The organism is Leifsonia sp. NPDC056665 (assembly GCF_042791795.1).
Taxonomy (GTDB): domain Bacteria; phylum Actinomycetota; class Actinomycetes; order Actinomycetales; family Microbacteriaceae; genus Leifsonia.
This window is the reverse complement of record NZ_JBHTXK010000022.1, coordinates 40045-57583: the sequence shown is the minus strand read 5'-3', so window position 1 is coordinate 57583 and position 17539 is coordinate 40045. Positions and strand designations below refer to the sequence as shown.

General features: G+C 72.3%; 16 protein-coding genes. 8 read left to right on the top strand and 8 right to left on the bottom strand.

Annotated elements, in window-relative coordinates:
• The 3 genes from ACFQ9V_RS17270 to ACFQ9V_RS17260 all read right to left on the bottom strand — a co-directional run.
• The coding region (locus ACFQ9V_RS17270; RefSeq protein WP_382460347.1) for a helix-turn-helix domain-containing protein at positions 1 to 566 on the bottom strand (566 nt) is incomplete at its 3' end.
• Positions 567 to 682: 116 nt separating this feature from the next.
• The gene (locus ACFQ9V_RS17265) at positions 683 to 889 is read right to left on the bottom strand and encodes a hypothetical protein (protein ID WP_179607925.1); all 207 of its coding nucleotides are present in this window, start codon (positions 887 to 889) and stop codon (positions 683 to 685) included.
• A gap of 164 nt (positions 890 to 1053) precedes the next feature.
• Positions 1054 to 1215 carry a hypothetical protein gene (locus ACFQ9V_RS17260; RefSeq protein WP_370056318.1) on the bottom strand — a complete coding sequence of 54 codons (162 nt, stop codon included), beginning with the start codon at positions 1213 to 1215 and terminating at the stop codon, positions 1054 to 1056.
• A 92-nt stretch (positions 1216 to 1307) separates the two neighbouring features.
• Between ACFQ9V_RS17260 and ACFQ9V_RS17255 the strand changes: the two genes are divergently transcribed.
• Complete coding sequence (locus tag ACFQ9V_RS17255; RefSeq protein WP_382460346.1) at positions 1308 to 2276, top strand: aldo/keto reductase; 969 nt, start codon at positions 1308 to 1310, stop codon at positions 2274 to 2276.
• Between the two features lie 3 nt (positions 2277 to 2279).
• On the opposite strand, the gene trxA is transcribed toward ACFQ9V_RS17255, so the two are convergent.
• A complete protein-coding gene (trxA, locus tag ACFQ9V_RS17250) occupies positions 2280 to 2663 on the bottom strand; it encodes a thioredoxin (RefSeq protein ID WP_382460345.1) in 384 nt (127 codons plus the stop codon).
• A gap of 98 nt (positions 2664 to 2761) precedes the next feature.
• On the opposite strand from trxA, the gene ACFQ9V_RS17245 reads away from it, so the two are divergent.
• From ACFQ9V_RS17245 to ACFQ9V_RS17220, 6 genes are all read left to right on the top strand, one after another.
• The gene (locus tag ACFQ9V_RS17245; RefSeq protein ID WP_382460344.1) at positions 2762 to 3370 is read left to right on the top strand and encodes a glyoxalase; all 609 of its coding nucleotides are present in this window, start codon (positions 2762 to 2764) and stop codon (positions 3368 to 3370) included.
• 109 nt (positions 3371 to 3479) lie between these two features.
• Complete coding sequence (locus ACFQ9V_RS17240; RefSeq protein WP_382460343.1) at positions 3480 to 4751, top strand: glycosyltransferase; 1272 nt, start codon at positions 3480 to 3482, stop codon at positions 4749 to 4751.
• Positions 4752 to 4753: 2 nt separating this feature from the next.
• Positions 4754 to 6901 carry an ArnT family glycosyltransferase gene (locus ACFQ9V_RS17235; protein WP_382460342.1) on the top strand — a complete coding sequence of 716 codons (2148 nt, stop codon included), beginning with the start codon at positions 4754 to 4756 and terminating at the stop codon, positions 6899 to 6901.
• A 168-nt stretch (positions 6902 to 7069) separates the two neighbouring features.
• Positions 7070 to 8374, top strand: coding sequence for an APC family permease (locus tag ACFQ9V_RS17230; protein ID WP_382460341.1), 1305 nt, complete (start codon positions 7070 to 7072; stop codon positions 8372 to 8374).
• Between the two features lie 47 nt (positions 8375 to 8421).
• The gene (locus ACFQ9V_RS17225) at positions 8422 to 9459 is read left to right on the top strand and encodes a LacI family DNA-binding transcriptional regulator (protein WP_382460340.1); all 1038 of its coding nucleotides are present in this window, start codon (positions 8422 to 8424) and stop codon (positions 9457 to 9459) included.
• A complete protein-coding gene (locus ACFQ9V_RS17220) occupies positions 9456 to 10841 on the top strand; it encodes an MFS transporter (RefSeq protein ID WP_382460339.1) in 1386 nt (461 codons plus the stop codon). Before ACFQ9V_RS17225 ends, ACFQ9V_RS17220 begins: the two co-directional genes overlap by 4 nt.
• A 154-nt stretch (positions 10842 to 10995) precedes the next feature.
• Here the strand turns inward: ACFQ9V_RS17220 and ACFQ9V_RS17215 are convergent, their stop codons facing one another.
• Entirely contained in the window at positions 10996 to 12294 is a 1299-nt protein-coding gene (locus tag ACFQ9V_RS17215) for an MFS transporter (RefSeq protein ID WP_382460338.1), read from the bottom strand.
• Between the two features lie 97 nt (positions 12295 to 12391).
• On the opposite strand from ACFQ9V_RS17215, the gene ACFQ9V_RS17210 reads away from it, so the two are divergent.
• Entirely contained in the window at positions 12392 to 13489 is a 1098-nt protein-coding gene (locus ACFQ9V_RS17210) for a glycerate kinase (protein ID WP_382460337.1), read from the top strand.
• 211 nt (positions 13490 to 13700) lie between these two features.
• Here the strand turns inward: ACFQ9V_RS17210 and xylB are convergent, their stop codons facing one another.
• The 3 genes from xylB to ACFQ9V_RS17195 all read right to left on the bottom strand — a co-directional run bounded on the left by xylB (position 13701) and on the right by ACFQ9V_RS17195 (position 17480).
• Entirely contained in the window at positions 13701 to 15137 is a 1437-nt protein-coding gene (xylB, locus tag ACFQ9V_RS17205) for a xylulokinase (protein ID WP_382460336.1), read from the bottom strand.
• Positions 15138 to 15241: 104 nt separating this feature from the next.
• The gene (gene xylA / locus ACFQ9V_RS17200) at positions 15242 to 16435 is read right to left on the bottom strand and encodes a xylose isomerase (protein WP_382460335.1); all 1194 of its coding nucleotides are present in this window, start codon (positions 16433 to 16435) and stop codon (positions 15242 to 15244) included.
• Positions 16436 to 16514: 79 nt separating this feature from the next.
• Complete coding sequence (locus ACFQ9V_RS17195) at positions 16515 to 17480, bottom strand: acetylxylan esterase (protein ID WP_382460334.1); 966 nt, start codon at positions 17478 to 17480, stop codon at positions 16515 to 16517.
• Between the last annotated feature and the right edge of the window lie 59 nt (positions 17481 to 17539).

Genomic DNA, 17539 nt, shown 5'->3' with positions numbered 1-17539 from the left:
GTGTGGACGAACGCGTGCCGCATCTTCGGGTTGTAGTGCTGGTTGCGTTCCTTGCCCGGTGTCGCGGCGCGGTTCCGGTCGCCCTGGGCTCGGCCAACGAACCGCCAGCCGCCGCCGTCGGGGATGTTGCCGAGCTTCTTCACATCGACATGGATCAGCGACCCTGGATAGTCGTGTTCGTAACGACGTGCCGGCTCCCCGGTCTTCACATCGACATGAGTCAGCCGGTTCAATCGGCATCGGACCAGCACCGCGTGAACGGTCGAGGAAGGCAGGCCGAGCCGGCCGGCGATCTGCACTGGTCCCAGTCGTTTCTTGATCCGCAAATGCACGATCTTCTTCACCAACAGTTGCGGGGTCCGGTTCGGATGCGTATGCGGGCGGGAGGACCGATCGGCCATTCCGTCGGGGCCGAGCTCGACATACCGGCGCGCCCATTTCGCTGCCGTCGGCCACGAGATCCGGAAGTAATCCGCCGCCGCAGCGACCGTCCACCGCTCGTCGATGATCAGCCGCGCAACGCGCAGTCTTTGGCGCGGCGTCAAAGCCGCATTACCGTGAGACACGAGAACCTCCTGGTTTCGAGTGAGTGTCTAAGCAACTCCCACTCTGGCCCGGAGGTTCTCGCTATGTCACGGGTGCCAAATCAAACAACGTCCCTGGGCACTACACCTAGACGCGGTCAGAACGCGAACTGCGCCCACTCCGCCCGGTCGAGGCTCACGCGCTCGCCGTGCCTCTCGACCACCCAGTGCGAGGGTGTCCCCGCCAGATACGTGCAGAGCACGGTCTCACTGCTCCAGCCGTCCGCGGACCGGATCCATCTCACCAGATGGATGTCCTGGCCCGGTTTCGGCGCGTTCCCGATCGGCGTCTCGTAGGTCGTCACGCTGCACCCCTCCCCAGTTGTGCAGCCGGTCCCTGGGTCGTCGGAGGTGCGCCTGACATCGCTTCCGCCGGCTCGGGACTGGCTCCTGAACCACACCCTAGTGGGGTACAAGCCCGGGGGACAAGAGGAGCGGGGTGAACAGGAGGGGACGGCTCGTGGTCGGTTCAGATACCGGGGTCGTCCTCGTCGTCCGCCGCGGCGTCGTCCTCCGGCTCGAAGACGCCGTCGGCGTCGTACGGTCCGCCGCCTTCGCCCTCGGCCAGGGCGTCGACGTCGATGGGCTCGCCGGAGGGGGTCTCCGGCCAGTTCTCTCGTTCATCGGTCATGCCGTGATGGTAGGCCGATCGCGGTACTCGCAGTACCTCCCATTCCTGCGGCGTCCCCGCGTAACGTCGTGAGGGGAGAGGAGAACGAGACTATGGAGTACACCCGACTGGGGTCGACCGGCCTGACGGTCAGCCGCCTCGCACTGGGCTGCATGAGCTTCGGCGACAGGTCGCGCGGTTTCAACGAGTGGGCGCTGGACGACGAGGGCGCCGCACCGATCTTCCGCCAGGCCGTGGAGGCCGGCATCACCTTCTGGGACACCGCCAACGTCTACGGCTTCGGCAGTTCGGAGGAGATCGTCGGCCGCGCCATCCGCGAGTACACGAAGCGCGAGGACATCGTGCTGGCGACCAAGCTGAACTTCAAGATGCACGACGGTCCAGGCGGCGCGGGTCTCTCGCGCCGCGCGATCCTCGAGCAGATCGACGCCTCGCTGCAGCGCCTCGGCACCGACTTCGTGGACCTCTACCAGATCCACCGGTTCGACCCGCTGACCCCGGTGGAGGAGACGATGGAGGCGCTGCACGACGTGGTCAAGGCGGGCAAGGCCCGCTACATCGGCGCCTCGTCGATGTGGGCGTGGCAGTTCGCCAAGCTGCAGCACGCGGCCGACCTCGGCGGCTGGACCCGGTTCGTGACCATGCAGGACCAGTACAGCCTGATGATGCGCGAGGAGGAGCGCGAGATGTTCCCGCTGCTGGCGGACCAGGGCGTCGGCAGCCTCCCGTGGAGCCCGCTCGCGAAGGGCCGGCTCACGCGCCCGTGGGGTGAGCAGACGCTGCGCGGCGAGACCGACCCGCTGCAGGCGCGGTTCTCCGAGGCGCACGACAAGCCGATCGCGGAGGCCGTGCAGCGCGTGGCGGAGGCGCGCGGCGTCCCGATGGCGCAGGTCGCGCTGGCCTGGGTGCTGCGCAACCCGGTCGTGGACGCGCCGATCGTCGGGGCGACGAAGCCGCACCACCTCCCGGACGCGGTGGCGGCCGTGCACCTGGAGCTGACGGAGGACGAGGTGCGCGCGCTCGAAGAGCCCTACACGGTCACGATGCCGACGGGCTTCTGAGCGTCACGCCTCGGGCGCGGGCTCCTCGGCCTTCGCCTCGGCGATGGAGGCGCGGACGGCGTCCATGTCGAGCGCCTTGACCTGGGTGATCAGATCCTGGAAGGTCGGGGCGGGGAGGGCTCCGGGCTGGGAGAACACCAGGATGCCGTCGCGGAAAGCCATAAGCGTCGGGATGGACGTGATCCCGGCGGAGGCGGCGAGCGCCTGCTCGGCCTCGGTGTCCACCTTGCCGAACACGACGTCGGTGTGCTCCTGCGACGCCTTCTCGAAGACCGGGCCGAACATGCGGCACGGGCCGCACCATTCCGCCCAGAAGTCGACGAAGACGATGTCGTTCTCGGTGATCTGGGACTCGATGTTCTGAGCGGTGAGCTCGACGGTAGCCATGACGAGTGCAACGGCACGCCGGCCTCCGACATTCCCCGGACGCCATCGAGCAGGAATGGAGAAGCACCCCCGCCGTGCCCCCGCCTACCGTGATTCCCATGACCTCCATCGACCACATCACCCTCGAGGTGGCGGACGCCTCCGCCGCCCAGCAGTTCTACGACGCCGCCTTCGGGCTCGGCGACCGGGTGCGAGTACGCGCCTCCGACACCCCCTCCACCGGCTTCCGTGGCTACACCGTGTCCATCACGTGCGCGCAGCCGGCCGACGTCAACGCCTACGTGGAGTCCGCGCTCGCCGCGGGCGCGACGACCATCAAGCCGGTCGCCAAGACCTTCTGGGGCGTCGGCGGCACCGTGCAGGCGCCGGACGGCGCGATCTGGAAGATCGCGACCTCCGAGAAGAAGGACTCCGGCCCGGCCACGCGCGAGCCGGAGTCGGTCGTGCTGCTGCTCGGCGTCGACGACGTGGGCGCGAGCAAGCAGTTCTACGCCGCCCGCGGCCTCCCGGTCGGCAAGAGCTTCGGCTCCTACGTGCAGTTCGACCTGACGGACAGCCCGGTGCAGCTCGGCCTCTACAAGCGGCGCGCGCTCGCCAAGGACGCGGGAGTCCCGGAGGACGGGTCCGGCTCGCACCGGATCGTCATCGGCGGCGACAGCGCGGCGACCGACCCGGACGGCTTCGCGTGGGAGGCCGCAGCGGGCTGAGCGGTGCAGCGGGCTGATCGGCGCAGCATAGGAACCCCTCAGAACCTCCATCGACGTGGCATAACGTCGCGAAAGGTCACAGGTAGGTAACGGCGGCAGGGTTGCTGCCATGTCCCAGCCAACGCCACTCTCGCTCGACATCGTCGTGCCCGTGTACAACGAGCAGGCGACGCTCGACAGGTCCCTCCGCCGGCTGCATGCCTACCTGACCGATACGGTGCAGGCGAGCTGGCGGATCACGATCGCCGACAACGCCAGCACCGACGCCACGCCCGCCCTCGCGGACGCGCTCGCCGGGGAGCTGAGCGGGGTCGTCGCCGTGCACCTCCCGCTGAAAGGACGCGGACGCGCCCTCAAAGCGGTGTGGGGCTCCTCGCCCGCCGAGGTCCTCGTCTACCTGGACGAGGACCTCTCCACCGACCTCGCCGCCCTGCCGCCGCTGGTGGCGCCGCTGCTCTCCGGCCACTCCGACCTCGCGATCGGCACCCGGCTGGGGAGGAGCGCGCGCGTCACCCGCGGCGGCAGGCGCGAGTTCATCTCCCGCAGCTACAACCTGCTGCTGCGCCGCACGATGTCGGTCGGGTTCACCGATGCGCAGTGCGGCTTCAAGGCCATCCGCCGGGACGTCGCCCAGCGCCTCCTCCCGCTCGTGGAGGACGACGGCTGGTTCTTCGACACCGAGCTGCTGATCCTCGCCGAGCGCGCCGGGCTGCGCATCCACGAGATCCCTGTCGACTGGGTGGACGACCCGCACAGCTCGGTGGACATCGTGCGAACCGCCCGCGAAGACCTCAAGGGGATGCTGCGTGTCGGCACGAACATCGCGCGCGGCCGCATCCCGATCGAGGCCGTCTACGCGGAGCTCGGGAGGCGGCCGTTCGCGCCGCCGACGCCGCCGAGCTTCTTCGGCCAAGTCGTGCGGTTCGCGATCGTCGGGGTCCTCTCGACAGCGGCGTACGCCCTGCTGTACCTGCTGCTGTCCGGAGTGCTCGGCGGCCAGGCGGCGAACTTCGCGGCCCTCCTGCTGACGGCGATCGCCAACATCTGGGCCAACCGGCGCTTCACGTTCGGCGTGCGCGGGCGGCCCGGGATGGTGCGGCACCAGTTCCAGGGACTGGTGGTGTTCGGGATCGCCTCGGCGCTGACCAGCGGGTCGCTCGCTGTGCTGCACGCCACGGCGCCCGGCGCGCCCGCCCGGGTCGAGCTGATCGTGCTCACGGCGGCGAACCTGCTCGCCACGCTCGTTCGGTTCGTGCTGCTGCGGCTGTGGGTGTTCCGGGCGGGGAGGCGGCAGGCGGCAGCCGAGACTGCTATGCCGACCGCCGCGCCGGCCGCGCAGACCGCAGCCCTCGTCCTCGTCCCGACCGAAACGGAGAAGTGATCATGTCCGTCACGACCGCACCCAGCCCGACCACCTCCAGCCCACCTGTTCCTCCTGGCGCCGCGACCGCCTCCACCTCCCCGCCCTCGCGCTTCCGGACCTGGCTGCGCCGCCTCGTGCGCGGTAGGGAGGGCGCCGCCGCCTGGGAGCGCCCGGCGCTGCTCGGCCTGCTGGCCGTCACCGCCCTCCTCTATCTCTGGGACCTCGCCGCGAGCGGCTGGGCCAACTCCTTCTACTCGGCCGCGGTGCAGGCGGGCTCGGTGAACTGGGAGGCCTTCTTCTACGGCTCCAGTGACGCCGCGAACTCGATCACCGTCGACAAGCCGCCCGCGAGCCTCTGGATCATGGCGCTCTCGGTGCGGATCTTCGGCCTCAGCTCGTGGAGCATCCTCGTGCCGGAGGCGCTGATGGGCGTCGCGACAGTGTGGCTCGTCTACCTGATCGTGCGCCGCAACTTCAGCGCGCAGACGGCGCTGCTCGCGGGCGGCGTGCTGGCGGTGACCCCGGTGGCGGCGCTGATGTTCCGGTTCGACAACCCGGACGCGCTGCTCGTGCTGCTGCTGACGCTGGCGACCTACCTGACCCTGCGCGGCATCGAATCCGGGCGCATCCGCTGGGTGATCTGGGCGGGGGTCGCTGTCGGCTTCGGGTTCCTGACCAAGCAGCTCCAGGCGTTCCTCATCCTCCCGGTGCTCGCAGGGGTCTACCTGGCCGCGGCGCGGATCTCCTGGACGAAGCGGCTCGGCCACCTGTTCGCGGCGCTCGGCGCTGTGGTCGTCGCGGCCGGCTGGTGGGTCGCGATCGTCCAGCTCGTCCCCGCCTCGCTGCGGCCCTACATCGGCGGCTCGCAGACCAACAGCTTCCTGGAGCTGACCTTCGGCTACAACGGGCTCGGCCGCCTCACCGGCAACGAGACCGGCAGCGTCACCGGCGCCCGGGGAGGCGCGACGGGAGGCGCGACGGGAGGCGGGATGTGGGGAGCCACCGGCATCCTGCGCCTGTTCGAGAACGAGGTCGGCGGCCAGATCGCCTGGCTGCTCCCGGCGGCGCTCGTGCTGTTCGTCGTGGCGCTCGTGCTCGGCAGGCGGATGGCCCGCACCGACGCCCGCCGCGCGACCCTCCTGCTGTTCGGCGGCTGGCTGATCGTCACCGCGGTGGCGTTCTCGTTCATGGCCGGCATCTTCCACGCGTACTACACGGTCGCGCTGGCCCCTGCACTCGCCGGCGTCGTCGCGATCGGCGCCTCGGCGGTCTGGGGAGCCCGCGACCGGCTGTGGGTGCGCATCCTCTCCGCCGTGACCGTGCTCGGCACGGCGGTGTGGGCGTGGGTGCTGCTCGACCGCGCGACCTCCTGGCTCCCGTGGCTGAAGGTGGTCGTCCTCCTCGTCGCGCTCGCGGCGGCCGTGCTGCTGCTCCTTCCCCCGCGCAGCCGGGCGCTGTCGGGCGCGACCATCGCCGCGACGCTGGTGGCGGCGCTGCTCGCACCGACGGCGTACACGCTGCAGACGGTGACCACGGGGCACAGCGGGTCGATCGTGACCGCGGGGCCGACCGTGGCGGGGGCGATGGGCGGGCCCGGCGGCGGCCGCGGGTTCGGCGGGGCGCCGGGCGGTGCGGGGCAGGGGGCGCCGGGTGGGCTCGGGCAAGGCGGGTTCGCCGGCGGGAATGCTGCTCCAGGTGGGACCGGGGGGACCGCTGGCGGCACTGGTGGCGCGACCGGGGGGACCACCGGCACGCAGGGCGGAGCAGGCGGCACCACCGGCACTCCCGGCACCGCGGGCGGCGGCGGGATGGGCGGCCTCCTCGGCTCCAGCACCGTCAGCTCCCAGCTCAGCGCCCTCCTGAAGGCGAACGCCTCCTCCTACACCTGGGTGGCGGCGGCGATCGGCTCCAACTCCGCCGCGGGCTACCAGCTCGCGACCCAGGAGGCCGTCATGCCGATCGGCGGCTTCAACGGCTCCGACCCCTCGCCAACGCTGGCGCAGTTCGAGCAGTACGTGAAGGAAGGAAAGGTCCACTACTTCATCGCCGGCGGGGTCGGCCAGGCCAACGGCGGGAGCAGCGCCTCCAGCGCCATCGCCTCCTGGGTCGAGAAGAACTTCACCGCGACGACAGTGGGAGGTGTCACCCTCTACGACCTCACGAAGTGACCGAGGTCCCGCCGAAGGGCACGCAAACGCCCCTAAAACGCCGTTTTAGGGGCGTATACGTGCCCTTCGGCACCGATTTCGTGCGTCTTGGATGCGGTTGGCGGGCGATCATCGGCGATTGGCTGCGGATGAGCGGCGGATGTCGGTGGTCCGCGCCAGGATGGTCCGGTGACCGATAGCGCCCCCTCCGCCACGCGCGTGTCCTCGGCTGAGCCTGTCGAGCACCGCGGGCACCTCGGGGTGGCCGGCGGCACGGCGCTCTACGTCGCGGCCGTCCTCGGCACGGGCATCCTCGTCCTCCCCGCGCTCGCCGCCGCCGCGGCCGGGCCAGGCGCCATCCTCGCGGTCGCCGCCCTCGCACTCATCTCCGTGCCGCTGGCCGCGACGTTCGCCGCGCTGGCCCGCCGTCACCCGGACGCCGGCGGCGTCGCGACGTTCGCCCGCCGCGCCTTCGGCCCGACCTCCGCGCGGATCGTCAGCTACTGGTTCTTCTTCGGCACCCCGATCGGCGCGCCCATCGCCGCGCTGATGACCGCGCGCTACGTCGTGGCCGTGATCGGCGGCGACGCCGTGCAGACCGTCGTTATCGCGGTCGCCCTGATGGTCGTTCCCGTCGCGGTGACCGCATTCGGCGTCCGGTTCGCCGCGTCCGTCCAGCTCGTGCTCTCCGGGGCGCTCATCGCCGTGCTCGTCTTCGTCCTCGCCGCCGCCGCGCCGCACGCGCGCGCCGGGAACCTCCAGCCCCTGCTCCCGCACGGCTGGTCGGGCGTCGGGCTCGCGATGAGCCTCTACATCTGGGCGTTCGCCGGGTGGGAGGCCGTCGCCGGCATCGGCGGCGAGTTCCGCAACCCGCGGCGCGACATCCCGCGCGCGACCGCGCTGGCGCTGGTGATCGTGTCGGTCGCCTACCTCGCGATCCAGACCGTCACCGTCGCCGTGCTGGGCGGCCGCGCCGCCACATCCGCCGTCCCGCTGCTCGACCTCGTGTCGGTCGCGACCGGCTCCGGCGGCGGCATCGTCGTCGCGGTCATCGCCGCGATCGTCGTCACGGGGGTCTTCAACGCCTACCTCGCCGCCTTCAGCAAGCTGGGCGCTGCGATGGGCCGCGACGGCGACCTCCCCGCCTGGTTCGGCCGCGGCGCCGAGAACGGCGCCGTCGCGCGCCGCGGGCTCCTGCTGTCGGCGGTGGTCATGGCGCTGTACTCGGTGGTGGTGCTGGCCAGCGGCGACCTCCAGCCGTTCATCCTCGTGCACACAAGCATCGCGGCGGCCGTCTACGGGCTGGGCGTCGCGAGCGCGATCGTCCTGCTGCCGACCCGCTCGCCGGGGTGGTGGATGGCGGTGCTGTCGGTCGTGTTCGCGGCGGGGCTGCTGGTGCTGGCGGGCTGGCACCTGGTGTTCCCGGCCGGGATCGCGGTGATCGCGGTGCTCGTCGGGGTCGTCGCGCGCCGGAGGACGCGCCGCCGCGGGTGAGCCGCGCGGACGCGCCGCAGCACGGCGCCGTCGCGGATAATGGGGCGGTGCCCCACGATCCTGCGGTCCGCGCCGCGAGCATCCGCGACGTCGCGCTGCTCGCCGGCGTCTCGCACCAGACGGTGTCCCGGGTCATCAACGACCACCCGAGCATCCGGGACTCCACCCGGCAGCGCGTCCTCGACGCGATGGGGCAGCTCCAGTACCGCCCCAACCGGGCGGCGCGGGCGCTCGTCACCGCGCGGTCGCGCACCCTCGGCGTGCTCTCCACCACCGCTGCCGCCCTCTACGGGCCGGTGTCGAGCATCAACGCCGTCCAGGGCGCCGCTCGCGACGCCGGGTACTACCTCGCGGTCGCCCAGATACCCGAGCTGACCGACGCGGGGATCGCCGCGGCGCTCGACCACCTGCTGGCGCAAGCGGTGGAGGGCATCATCGTCATCGCGCCGCAGGACCTGGTGCTGGAGCACATCTCGACCGCTCGCATCGGCGTCCCGTACGTCACGCTCCAGGGCGGTTCGGAGTACGTCGAGCGCGAGCTGACGGTCGACCAGGAGGCCGGGGCGCGCGCGGCGACCGCGCACCTGATCGGGCTCGGTCACCGGCGCATCCTCCACATCACCGGGCCCCTCGCGTGGTTCGAGGCGCAGGCGCGCGTCTCCGGCTACAGCCACGAACTGCAGGCCGCGGGCCTGGCGGCGCCGGCGCTGCTGGAGGGCGACTGGTCCGCCGAGTCCGGATACCGGGCTGCGCAGTCCTTCGTGCGGGATCCCGAGACCACGGCGGTGTTCGCGTCGAACGACCAGATGGCGCTCGGGGTGTACCACGCTGCCCGCGAGGCCGGCCGGCGCATCCCGGAGGACCTGAGCGTCGTCGGCTTCGACGACATCCCGGAGGCGGCGCACTTCTGGCCGCCGCTGACCACCGTCCTCCAGGACTTCACCGAGCTCGGCCGCCGCAGCGTAGAACGCCTGGTCGCCGAGATCGAGGGCGGCGAGGTGCCGGGGCCCGCCAGCCTGCTGCCGGAGCTGATCGTCCGCGAGTCGACGGCGGCTCCCGGAAGTGCCGGGAGGCCCGGCGGATGAGCACCGACGAGCGTCGCCCGGCCACCGCCGGGCGCCTAACCAAGCCGGAGGGCGTGCTCGCGCCGCGCTACCGCTGGGTGAGCATCGGCATGTGCCTGCTCGTCACGCTGGCGGCCTTCGAGGCGCTCGCGGTGACGACGATCATGCCCACCGTCAGCCACCAGCTCCACGGCGCCGGACTCTACGCCTTCGCGTTCGCCGGACCGCTCGCCGTCGGGGTCGTCGGCATGGTCGTGGCCGGGACCTGGTGCGACCGCGGCAACCCCCGGACGGTGCTGTTCGCGTCGGTCGGGCTGTTCGCGACCGGCCTCATCCTGGCCGGCCTCGCGCCGACGATGGGACTGTTCGTGACCGGACGGCTCGTGCACGGGCTCGGCGGCGGCGCGCTCACCGTGGCGCTCTACGTGATCGTCGCACGCGTCTACCCGCCGCGGCTGCACGCCCGCATCTTCGCCGGTTTCGCCGCCGCGTGGGTCATCCCGTCGCTGATCGGCCCGGTGATCGCGGGCGCCGTCGCCGAGACGGTCGGCTGGCGCTGGGTGTTCCTCGGTGTCGTGGCGCTGGTCGTCCTCGCGATGCTCATGGTCGTGCCCGCGATGCGCGGACTGCATGCGCCCGCCCAGCGCCCGGAGGGAGGCCGGCGGGAGCTGGCGCGCGCCGGGCTGGCAACGCTCGTGGCGGTCGCGGTCCTCGCCCTCACGCTCGCCGCGGAGGCGCGCGGACCCGTCCAGTGGCTGGTCCCGGTGTTCGCGGCGGCGGGTGCGGTCGCCGCGCTGCGGCCCCTGATCCCGGCGGGCACGCTGCTCGCGCGCCGCGGCCTCCCGAGCGTCGTCCTGCTGCGGGCGATCGTCGCCGGGACGTTCTTCTCGGCGGAGGTCTACGTCCCGTTGCTGATGGTGACGCAGTACGGCGCGTCCCCGGCCGTCGCGGGCCTCGCGCTCACCGCCGCGGGCCTGAGCTGGGCCGCGGCCTCCTGGGCGCAGGGCCGGTTCCCTTCCATCGGCCACCGCCTCGCCGCGCGCCTCGGCGCCCTCGGCCTGACCATCGCGATCGCCTCGCTGCTGGTGACCGTGCTGACCGGCGCGTCCCCGGTGCTCGTGGTCGTCGGCTGGACGTTCGCCGGCGCCGGGATGGGGATCCTCTACCCGCGCCTCGGGGTCCTCACCCTGCAGTACTCGACCCCCGCCGACCAGGGCTTCAACAGCTCGGCCCTGTCGATCGCGGACTCCACCGGCTCGGCCATCGCCCTGGCCACGACGGCGATCGCGTTCTCGGCGCTTGGCGGCGCGGCGTCACCGGCCGCGTTCGCCGGGGTGTTCGCCGTGAACGGCGTCCTGTGCCTCGCCGCCTGGCTGTGCGGCGGCCGCATCGTGCGCGACTGATCCCCCCGCCACCTCCGCCCGCACCGCGCCCGCCCCAAGCCGACCCCAACGGAGGACATTCCCTGGCCAGGCAGCCCGATCTCCTCCGTTGACCGCCTTTTCGACCCGTTGGGGCCGGATGTCCTCCGTTACCAACGGCCCCCGAAACCGTCCCTCACGGAACGCTCGGCGCCGCCTCCCCGGTGTCCCCAGCCTCACCGGCCCCGGCCTCCCCACGCGCCCCCGCCGAGTCCGACGGGTCGTCCTGCCGCCGGCTCGCCAGCAGGAACGGGATCCCGATCAGCTCGATCGCCCCGCCGATGACGAGCGACGTCCCGTACCCCCACAGGTCGGCCGCGCGCCCCAGCGCCGGCTGGATGACCACGCCGCCGAGGCTCCCGAACAGCGAGTCGAACGACAGAACGGTCGCGCGCTGCTTCGACGGGATCATGTCGTTCAGGTACGCCTGCCGCACCGGGCCAGCCACCGCGAAGACGAAGCCCCAGATCACCAGCAGCACCACCGCGAACCAGAAGAACGCCGTCAGCCCCATCGCCACCAGAATGACGATGCTGGCGAGCGAGGCGCCGATGATCGTCGTCGTCCGCTTGGCGAACAGCCGCCGGAGCCGCGGCGCGAAGATGCCGCCCGCCACCTGCGCGAGCGACAGGATGGCCGCCGCGAGGCCGGCGACCGAGTACGCCTTCGGGTCGCCGTACAGTTCGAGAAGGTACGGCTGGAGCGCGTAGAAGGCGTAGATCCCGACCCCGGACGCGAACGGCGCCGACAGGATGATGTAGCGCACCGAACGCTTCCGCATCCCGTGCTCGATCGACTGGCTGAGGACGTGCCTGGTCGCCTGGAGGGGGCCCATCGATCTGTCGGGGGTGAAGCCGACGTCACGCATCGCAATGAACGCGAACACGAACATCCCCACGAGCACGCCCGCGCGCAACAGGAACGGCACCCCGAGGTTCGTCACCTGCGCGATCACCCCGCCCAGCACGGACCCGGCGAACATCGCCGCCCCGGTGACGACGAGCGCGCGACCGAAGACGGACTCCAGGCTCCCGGTGTACCCCGTGTACGCGAGCGCGTCGACCAGCCACGCGTCCGTCGCGCCGGAGAAGAAGGTGAAACCGAGCCCAAGCAGCATGGAGGCCACTGCCCACCAGAAGAACGGCGCGTGCCACAGCCAGAGCAGCCAGTACAGCACGGTCGACAGCGACAGGGTGATCGTGCCGAGCAGGTAGGAGGCGCGGCGACCGATGGTGTCGGCGACGACACCGGTGGGGATCTCGAAGATGACCATCCCAGCCGTGAAGAAGGCGTTCGCGGCGAACGCCTCGAAGTTGGTCAGCCCGGCATCGAGCAGGAACAGGGTGTTGATGCCCCAGATGAACGACGCGGCCAGGGTGTTGCCGAGGAGCAGGGTGAGGTAGACGGTCTGGACCCGGCGGGGTGACGGGTTCATGGTCGGGGTTCGGATGGTGCGTTCATGGGCAGCATCATCGTCCTCTCGGTGGCGGGATGCCAGAGGCCGTCGCCCGAACTGTGCCAGGGTGGTGCTGATGAGCACCGTCGTCTTCGCCCCCGACTCCTTCAAGGGCTCCGCGACGGCCGCGGAGGTGGCATCGGCGCTCGCCGCGGGATGGTCGTCGGTGCGCCCGGACGACCGCGTCGTCCTCGCGCCGATGGCGGACGGCGGCGAAGGCACGCTCGACGCGTTCGAGGTGGCGGTGCCCGGGTCCGCCCGCCGGCCCGTGCGCGTGACCGGACCGGACGGCGCCCCGCGGGACGCGAGCTGGCTCCTGCTGCCGGACGGGAGGGCCGTCGTCGAGCTGGCCGAGACCAGTGGGATCGGGCTGATGCCGACGCTCGCGCCCTTCGACGCCCAGACGACCGGGTTCGGCCAGGCGATCGCGGCCGCCCTGGACGCCGGCGCGACCGGACTGCTCCTCGCGATCGGCGGCAGCGCCTCCACGGACGGGGGAGCCGGGATGCTGTCGGCGCTCGGTGCGCGGCTGCTCGATGCGGCCGGGGATGACGTCGTTCCGGGGAATCGCGGCCTCGCCGGACTCCGCCGGGCCGAGCTGAGGACGCTGAGAGGACTACCCGCGGGAGGCGCGCGCGTCCTGAGCGACGTGACGAGCCCGCTGCTCGGACCGGACGGCGCGGCGGCGATGTTCGGACCGCAGAAGGGCGCGGGTCCGGGGGATCTGCCCGTGTTGGAGGCCGGTCTCGCCCGGTTCGCCGACGTGCTGCGGGAGGCCGGCGTCACCGTCGACCCCGCCACGCCCGGAGCCGGCGCAGCGGGCGGAACCGGCTTCGGCCTGCTCGCCTGGGGCGCGACGATCGCGCCGGGCTCGGCGGCGGTCGGGGATGCGCTCGGGCTGCCCGCGGCGGTGGCCGGTGCGGATGCCGTGGTGACGGGCGAAGGCCGGTACGACGACCAGTCGGCGGCGGGCAAGGTCCCGGAGTACGTGGCAGGGCTGGCTGCGGCCGCCGGGATCCCCGCGCTGCTGGCCGCCGGCTCGATCGCGGCGCAGCCGCGCGGCTTCGCCGGCGCGGTGTCGCTCACCGAACTCGCGGGCGACTCCGCGGCCGCCATCGCGGACCCGCTCCGCTGGGCCGCGGCCGCCGGCGCTGAGCTCGCCCGGCGCGCCTGAACCGCCGCCGCCAACGGAGGAGTTCAGCCCGCCCATCCCCTTCTACAACAGCTAACGGAGGACATCGGCGCGCGCAGCCGCACACTCTCCTCCGCTCGCAACGCGACCCCCGGGTCGAACGCAACGGAGGAGATCGGGCCGCCCAGGGCCTCGATCTCCTCCGTTGACTGCTCTTTCGGCCGGGTGGAGCCTGGATGTCCTCCGGTAGCGACTACGGGAGGTACTGCCCGCGCTGCTCCCGGATCACCGGCCGCGTGTCCACCGCCAGCGGCGGCGCCGCCTCCACGGTCCACGACGGCCGCGAGCCCGTCAGCGCCCACGCCGCCTGCACGGCTCCGCCGTCGGCGACGTACTCGCCCGGCGCCGGCACGACGACCGGCGCCCCGAACACCTGCGCCGCGATGGCAGCGACGGCGGGGTTCTGCGCCGCTCCGCCGATCAGCAGGATGCGCTTCTCCCTCACCCCGACCGCCCGCACGGCGTCGAGTCCGTCGGCGAGGCCGCACAGCATCCCCTCGATGGCCGCGCGCGCGAACGTCGCCGGGCGCGTGCTCGCGATGGTGAGCCCGTGGAGGCTCGCTTTCGCGTCCGGGAGGTTCGGCGTGCGCTCGCCCTCGAAGTACGGGACGAGCACGACGCCCTCCGCGCCGGGCTCCACCGACAGGGCGAGGTCGGCGAGGGCGTCGAAGTCCACCGAGAGGAGGTCCGCGATCGAGCTCAGGACGCGGGCCGCGTTGAGCGTCGCGATGAGGGGGAGGCGGAGGCCGCTGGCGTCGGCGAATCCGGCGACAGTTCCTGTCGCGTCCGCGATGGGGGCGTCGGTCACGGCGAAGACGGTGCCGCTGGTGCCGATGGACACGACCACGTCGCCGTCCGCGGCGCCGAGACCGAGGGCCGCGCCCGCGTTGTCGCCGGCGCCGGGGCCGACGAGGACGCCGTCCGGGGTGCGACCGGCGGAGTCCGCCGGGCCGAGCACGCGGGGGAGGATGACCGCATCGGGATTCGAGCCCGGAGTCCCGGCCTCCCGCCCCGCACGCCCGAGCGCCCGCTCGAACAGCTCGAAATCGTACGCCCCGGTCCCCGCGCTCCAGTACGCCGTCCCGCTCGCGTCCGAGCGGTCCGTCGTCAGCGCCTCCAGGTCCGGCCCGAGCGGGCTCTCGTCCGCCGGGCCGTAGCCGAGCAGGCGCCAGGTCAGCCAGTCGTGGGGGAGCGCGACCGCCGCCACTCGTGCCGCGTTCGCCGGTTCTGCATCCCGCATCCAGCGCAGCTTGGTCGCAGTGAAGGACGCCACCGGAACGACCCCGACCCGCTCCGCATACGCCTCCGCGCCGACCTCGGCGATCAGGTCGCGGGCGGCCTTGGCGCTGCGGGTGTCGTTCCAGAGCAGGGCGTCGCGGATGACGCGGCCCTCCGCGTCCAGCACCACCATGCCGTGCTGCTGGCCGGCGACGGAGATCGCGGCCACGTCGGCGAGGCCGCCCGCGGCCTCCAGCGCCGAGCGCAGCGCACCCCACCACGCGGCCGGGTCGACCTCCGTGCCGTCCGGGTGCGCGGCCCGGCCGGTGCGCACCAGCGCGCCGGTCTCCAGGTCGCGCACGACCACCTTGCAGCTCTGCGTCGACGAGTCGACTCCCGCGACCAACGTCACGAACTCACCTCACTTCTCAAGAATCAGCCAGCGAGGGGCACGTCGTTGTCACTTTCCATGCGGAAAAGCGACAACGACGTGCCCCTCGGCGACAACGGGTTGCGTCAGCCGCGGGCGCCGATGAGGTGCTCGAGGGCGAGCTGCTGCAGGCGCACGAAGCCGAAGCCCTTGCCGCCGAAGTAGGCGCTCGCGTCGAAGTCCTCGTACGCGCTGCGGTCGGCGAGCAGGTCGTCGTAGCTCTCGCCCGCGCCGAGCGTCGGCCGGGACAGCTCGGTCACACGGGAGGCCTCCAGCGCCGCCTGCACCTCGGGGTCGGCGCGGAACGCCGCCGCCCGCTCCTTCAGCAGCAGGTAGGTGCGCATGTTCGCGGCGGCCGAGTCCCACACGCCGGTGATGTCCTCGGTGCGCGACGGCTTGTAGTCGAAGTGGCGCGGGCCGTCGTAGGCCTGGCCGCCGTTGGGGCCGCCGTTCTCGAGCAGGTCGACGAGGGCGAAGGCGTTCTGGAGGTCGCCGTGGCCGAACACGAGGTCCTGGTCGTACTTGATGCCGCGCTGGCCGTTGAGGTCGATGTGGAAGAGCTTGCCGTGGTACAGCGCCTGGGCGATGCCGGCGGCGAAGTTCAGGCCTGCCATCTGCTCGTGGCCGACCTCGGGGTTCAGGCCGACGAGCTCCGGGCGCTCCAGCGAGTTGATGAAGGCGAGGGCGTGGCCGACGGTCGGCAGCAGGATGTCGCCGCGCGGCTCGTTCGGCTTCGGCTCGATCGCGAAGCGGATGTCGTAGCCCTTGTCGGTGACGTAGTCGCCGAGCAGGTTGACGGCCTCCCGGTAGCGCTCGAGCGCGGCCTGGATGTTCTTGGCCGAGTCGTACTCCGCGCCCTCGCGGCCGCCCCACATCACGAACGTCTTGGCGCCGAGCTCGGCGGCCAGGTCGAGGTTGCGGAGCACCTTGCGCAGCGCGAAGCGGCGGACGGCGCGGTCGTTGGAGGTGAAGCCGCCGTCCTTGAAGACGGGCGCGCTGAACAGGTTGGTGGTGACCATCGGCACGATCACGCCGGTGTCGGAGAGCACCTGCGTGAGGCGGTCGATCTGCTTCTGGCGCTCGGCGTCGGTCGAGCCGAAGGCGAAGAGGTCGTCGTCGTGGAAGGTGAGGCCGTAGGCGCCCAGCTCGCTGAGCTTGGTCACCGCCTCCACCACGTCGAGCTGGGGCCGGGTCGGGCCGCCGAACGGGTCGGTGCCGTTGTAGCCGATGGTCCACAGACCGAACGAGAACTTGTCGGCGCGGGTGGGGGTGAGGCTCATGGAAGGTTCCTTCAGCGTCGTCGATGATTTGTTGTTTCGATAAACTTATACCAGGCCCGACGCCCGAGCGCCACTCCGATCAGATACGCGCTGCGAGCCAGGCGGCCTGCTTGTGCCAGTGCGCCGCCTGCCCGCCCTCGTGGTCGTTGAACGGGTACACCTCGATCGCGCGGTCCGCGGCGGCGAGGTGGTTGTACGCCGCGAACGTCGTGGACGGCGGCACCACCGTGTCCATCAGCGCCACCGAGAACAGCGACGGCGCGTGGATGCGGCGGGCGAAGTTCACGCCGTCGAGGTACGACAGCGTGCGGAAGGCCGTCTCGACCGCGTCGCGGTGCACCGACAGGTAGGTGGCCAGCTCCCGGAACGGTCCGTCGGCCGCGACCTCCGCGCCGCGGCGGTACGCGCAGAGGAACGCGACATCCGGCAGCACCGCCTGCACGTCCGCCAGCGCGCCCGCGGCGAGGGCGATCCCGCCGCCCTGGCTGCCGCCGGTCACGGCGATCCGCGCCGGGTCGACGAACGGCAGCGCGCGGGCCGCGTCGACGGCGCGCACCGCGTCGGTGAACACACGGCGGTAGTAGTGCTCGCGGGGGTCGTGGATGCCGCGGGTCATGAACCCGGGGGTCGCCGGCCCAGAGCCGTGCGGGTCGGCGGTGCCGCCTCCCGTGCCCCAGCCGCTGCCCTGGCCGCGGGTGTCCATGAACACGTGCACGTAGCCGGCGAGCGCCCAGTCGACGTTCTCGCCGGCGAGGCCGCGGCCGCCGCCGTAGCCCTGGTACTGCACGACCGCGGGGAGCGGGCCGTCCGCGTGCAGCGGGCGCGAGACCCAGGCGCGCACGGGCTCTCCGGCGAAGCCGGGGAAGGTCAGGTCTTCCACGATGAGCTGCGTGACGGGCGTCGTCGCGGGCACCAGGACCACCTCGCCGCCGGCCGCGCGGGACTCCGCGAGGGTCGACTCCCAGAAAGCGTCGAAGTCGGCGGGCTCCTCGACCTCCGGGCGGAAGTCGGCCAGTTCGGCGAGGGTGAGGTCGGTGAGCGGCATGGGTCTCCTCGGGAGGGCGGGTGCGGGGATCGGCGCGGAAGCCTGGCCGACATTGTGGC

Coding starts and splice junctions, on each gene's coding strand:
- ACFQ9V_RS17260 (WP_370056318.1), bottom strand. CDS start 1,215: ATGACCGATGAACGAGAGAACTGGCCGGAGACCCCCTCCGGCGAGCCC.
- ACFQ9V_RS17255 (WP_382460346.1), top strand. CDS start 1,308: ATGGAGTACACCCGACTGGGGTCGACCGGCCTGACGGTCAGCCGCCTC.
- trxA (WP_382460345.1), bottom strand. CDS start 2,663: ATGGCTACCGTCGAGCTCACCGCTCAGAACATCGAGTCCCAGATCACC.
- ACFQ9V_RS17245 (WP_382460344.1), top strand. CDS start 2,762: ATGACCTCCATCGACCACATCACCCTCGAGGTGGCGGACGCCTCCGCC.
- ACFQ9V_RS17240 (WP_382460343.1), top strand. CDS start 3,480: ATGTCCCAGCCAACGCCACTCTCGCTCGACATCGTCGTGCCCGTGTAC.
- ACFQ9V_RS17235 (WP_382460342.1), top strand. CDS start 4,754: ATGTCCGTCACGACCGCACCCAGCCCGACCACCTCCAGCCCACCTGTT.
- ACFQ9V_RS17220 (WP_382460339.1), top strand. CDS start 9,456: ATGAGCACCGACGAGCGTCGCCCGGCCACCGCCGGGCGCCTAACCAAG.
- ACFQ9V_RS17215 (WP_382460338.1), bottom strand. CDS start 12,294: ATGAACCCGTCACCCCGCCGGGTCCAGACCGTCTACCTCACCCTGCTC.
- ACFQ9V_RS17210 (WP_382460337.1), top strand. CDS start 12,392: ATGAGCACCGTCGTCTTCGCCCCCGACTCCTTCAAGGGCTCCGCGACG.
- xylA (WP_382460335.1), bottom strand. CDS start 16,435: ATGAGCCTCACCCCCACCCGCGCCGACAAGTTCTCGTTCGGTCTGTGG.
- ACFQ9V_RS17195 (WP_382460334.1), bottom strand. CDS start 17,480: ATGCCGCTCACCGACCTCACCCTCGCCGAACTGGCCGACTTCCGCCCG.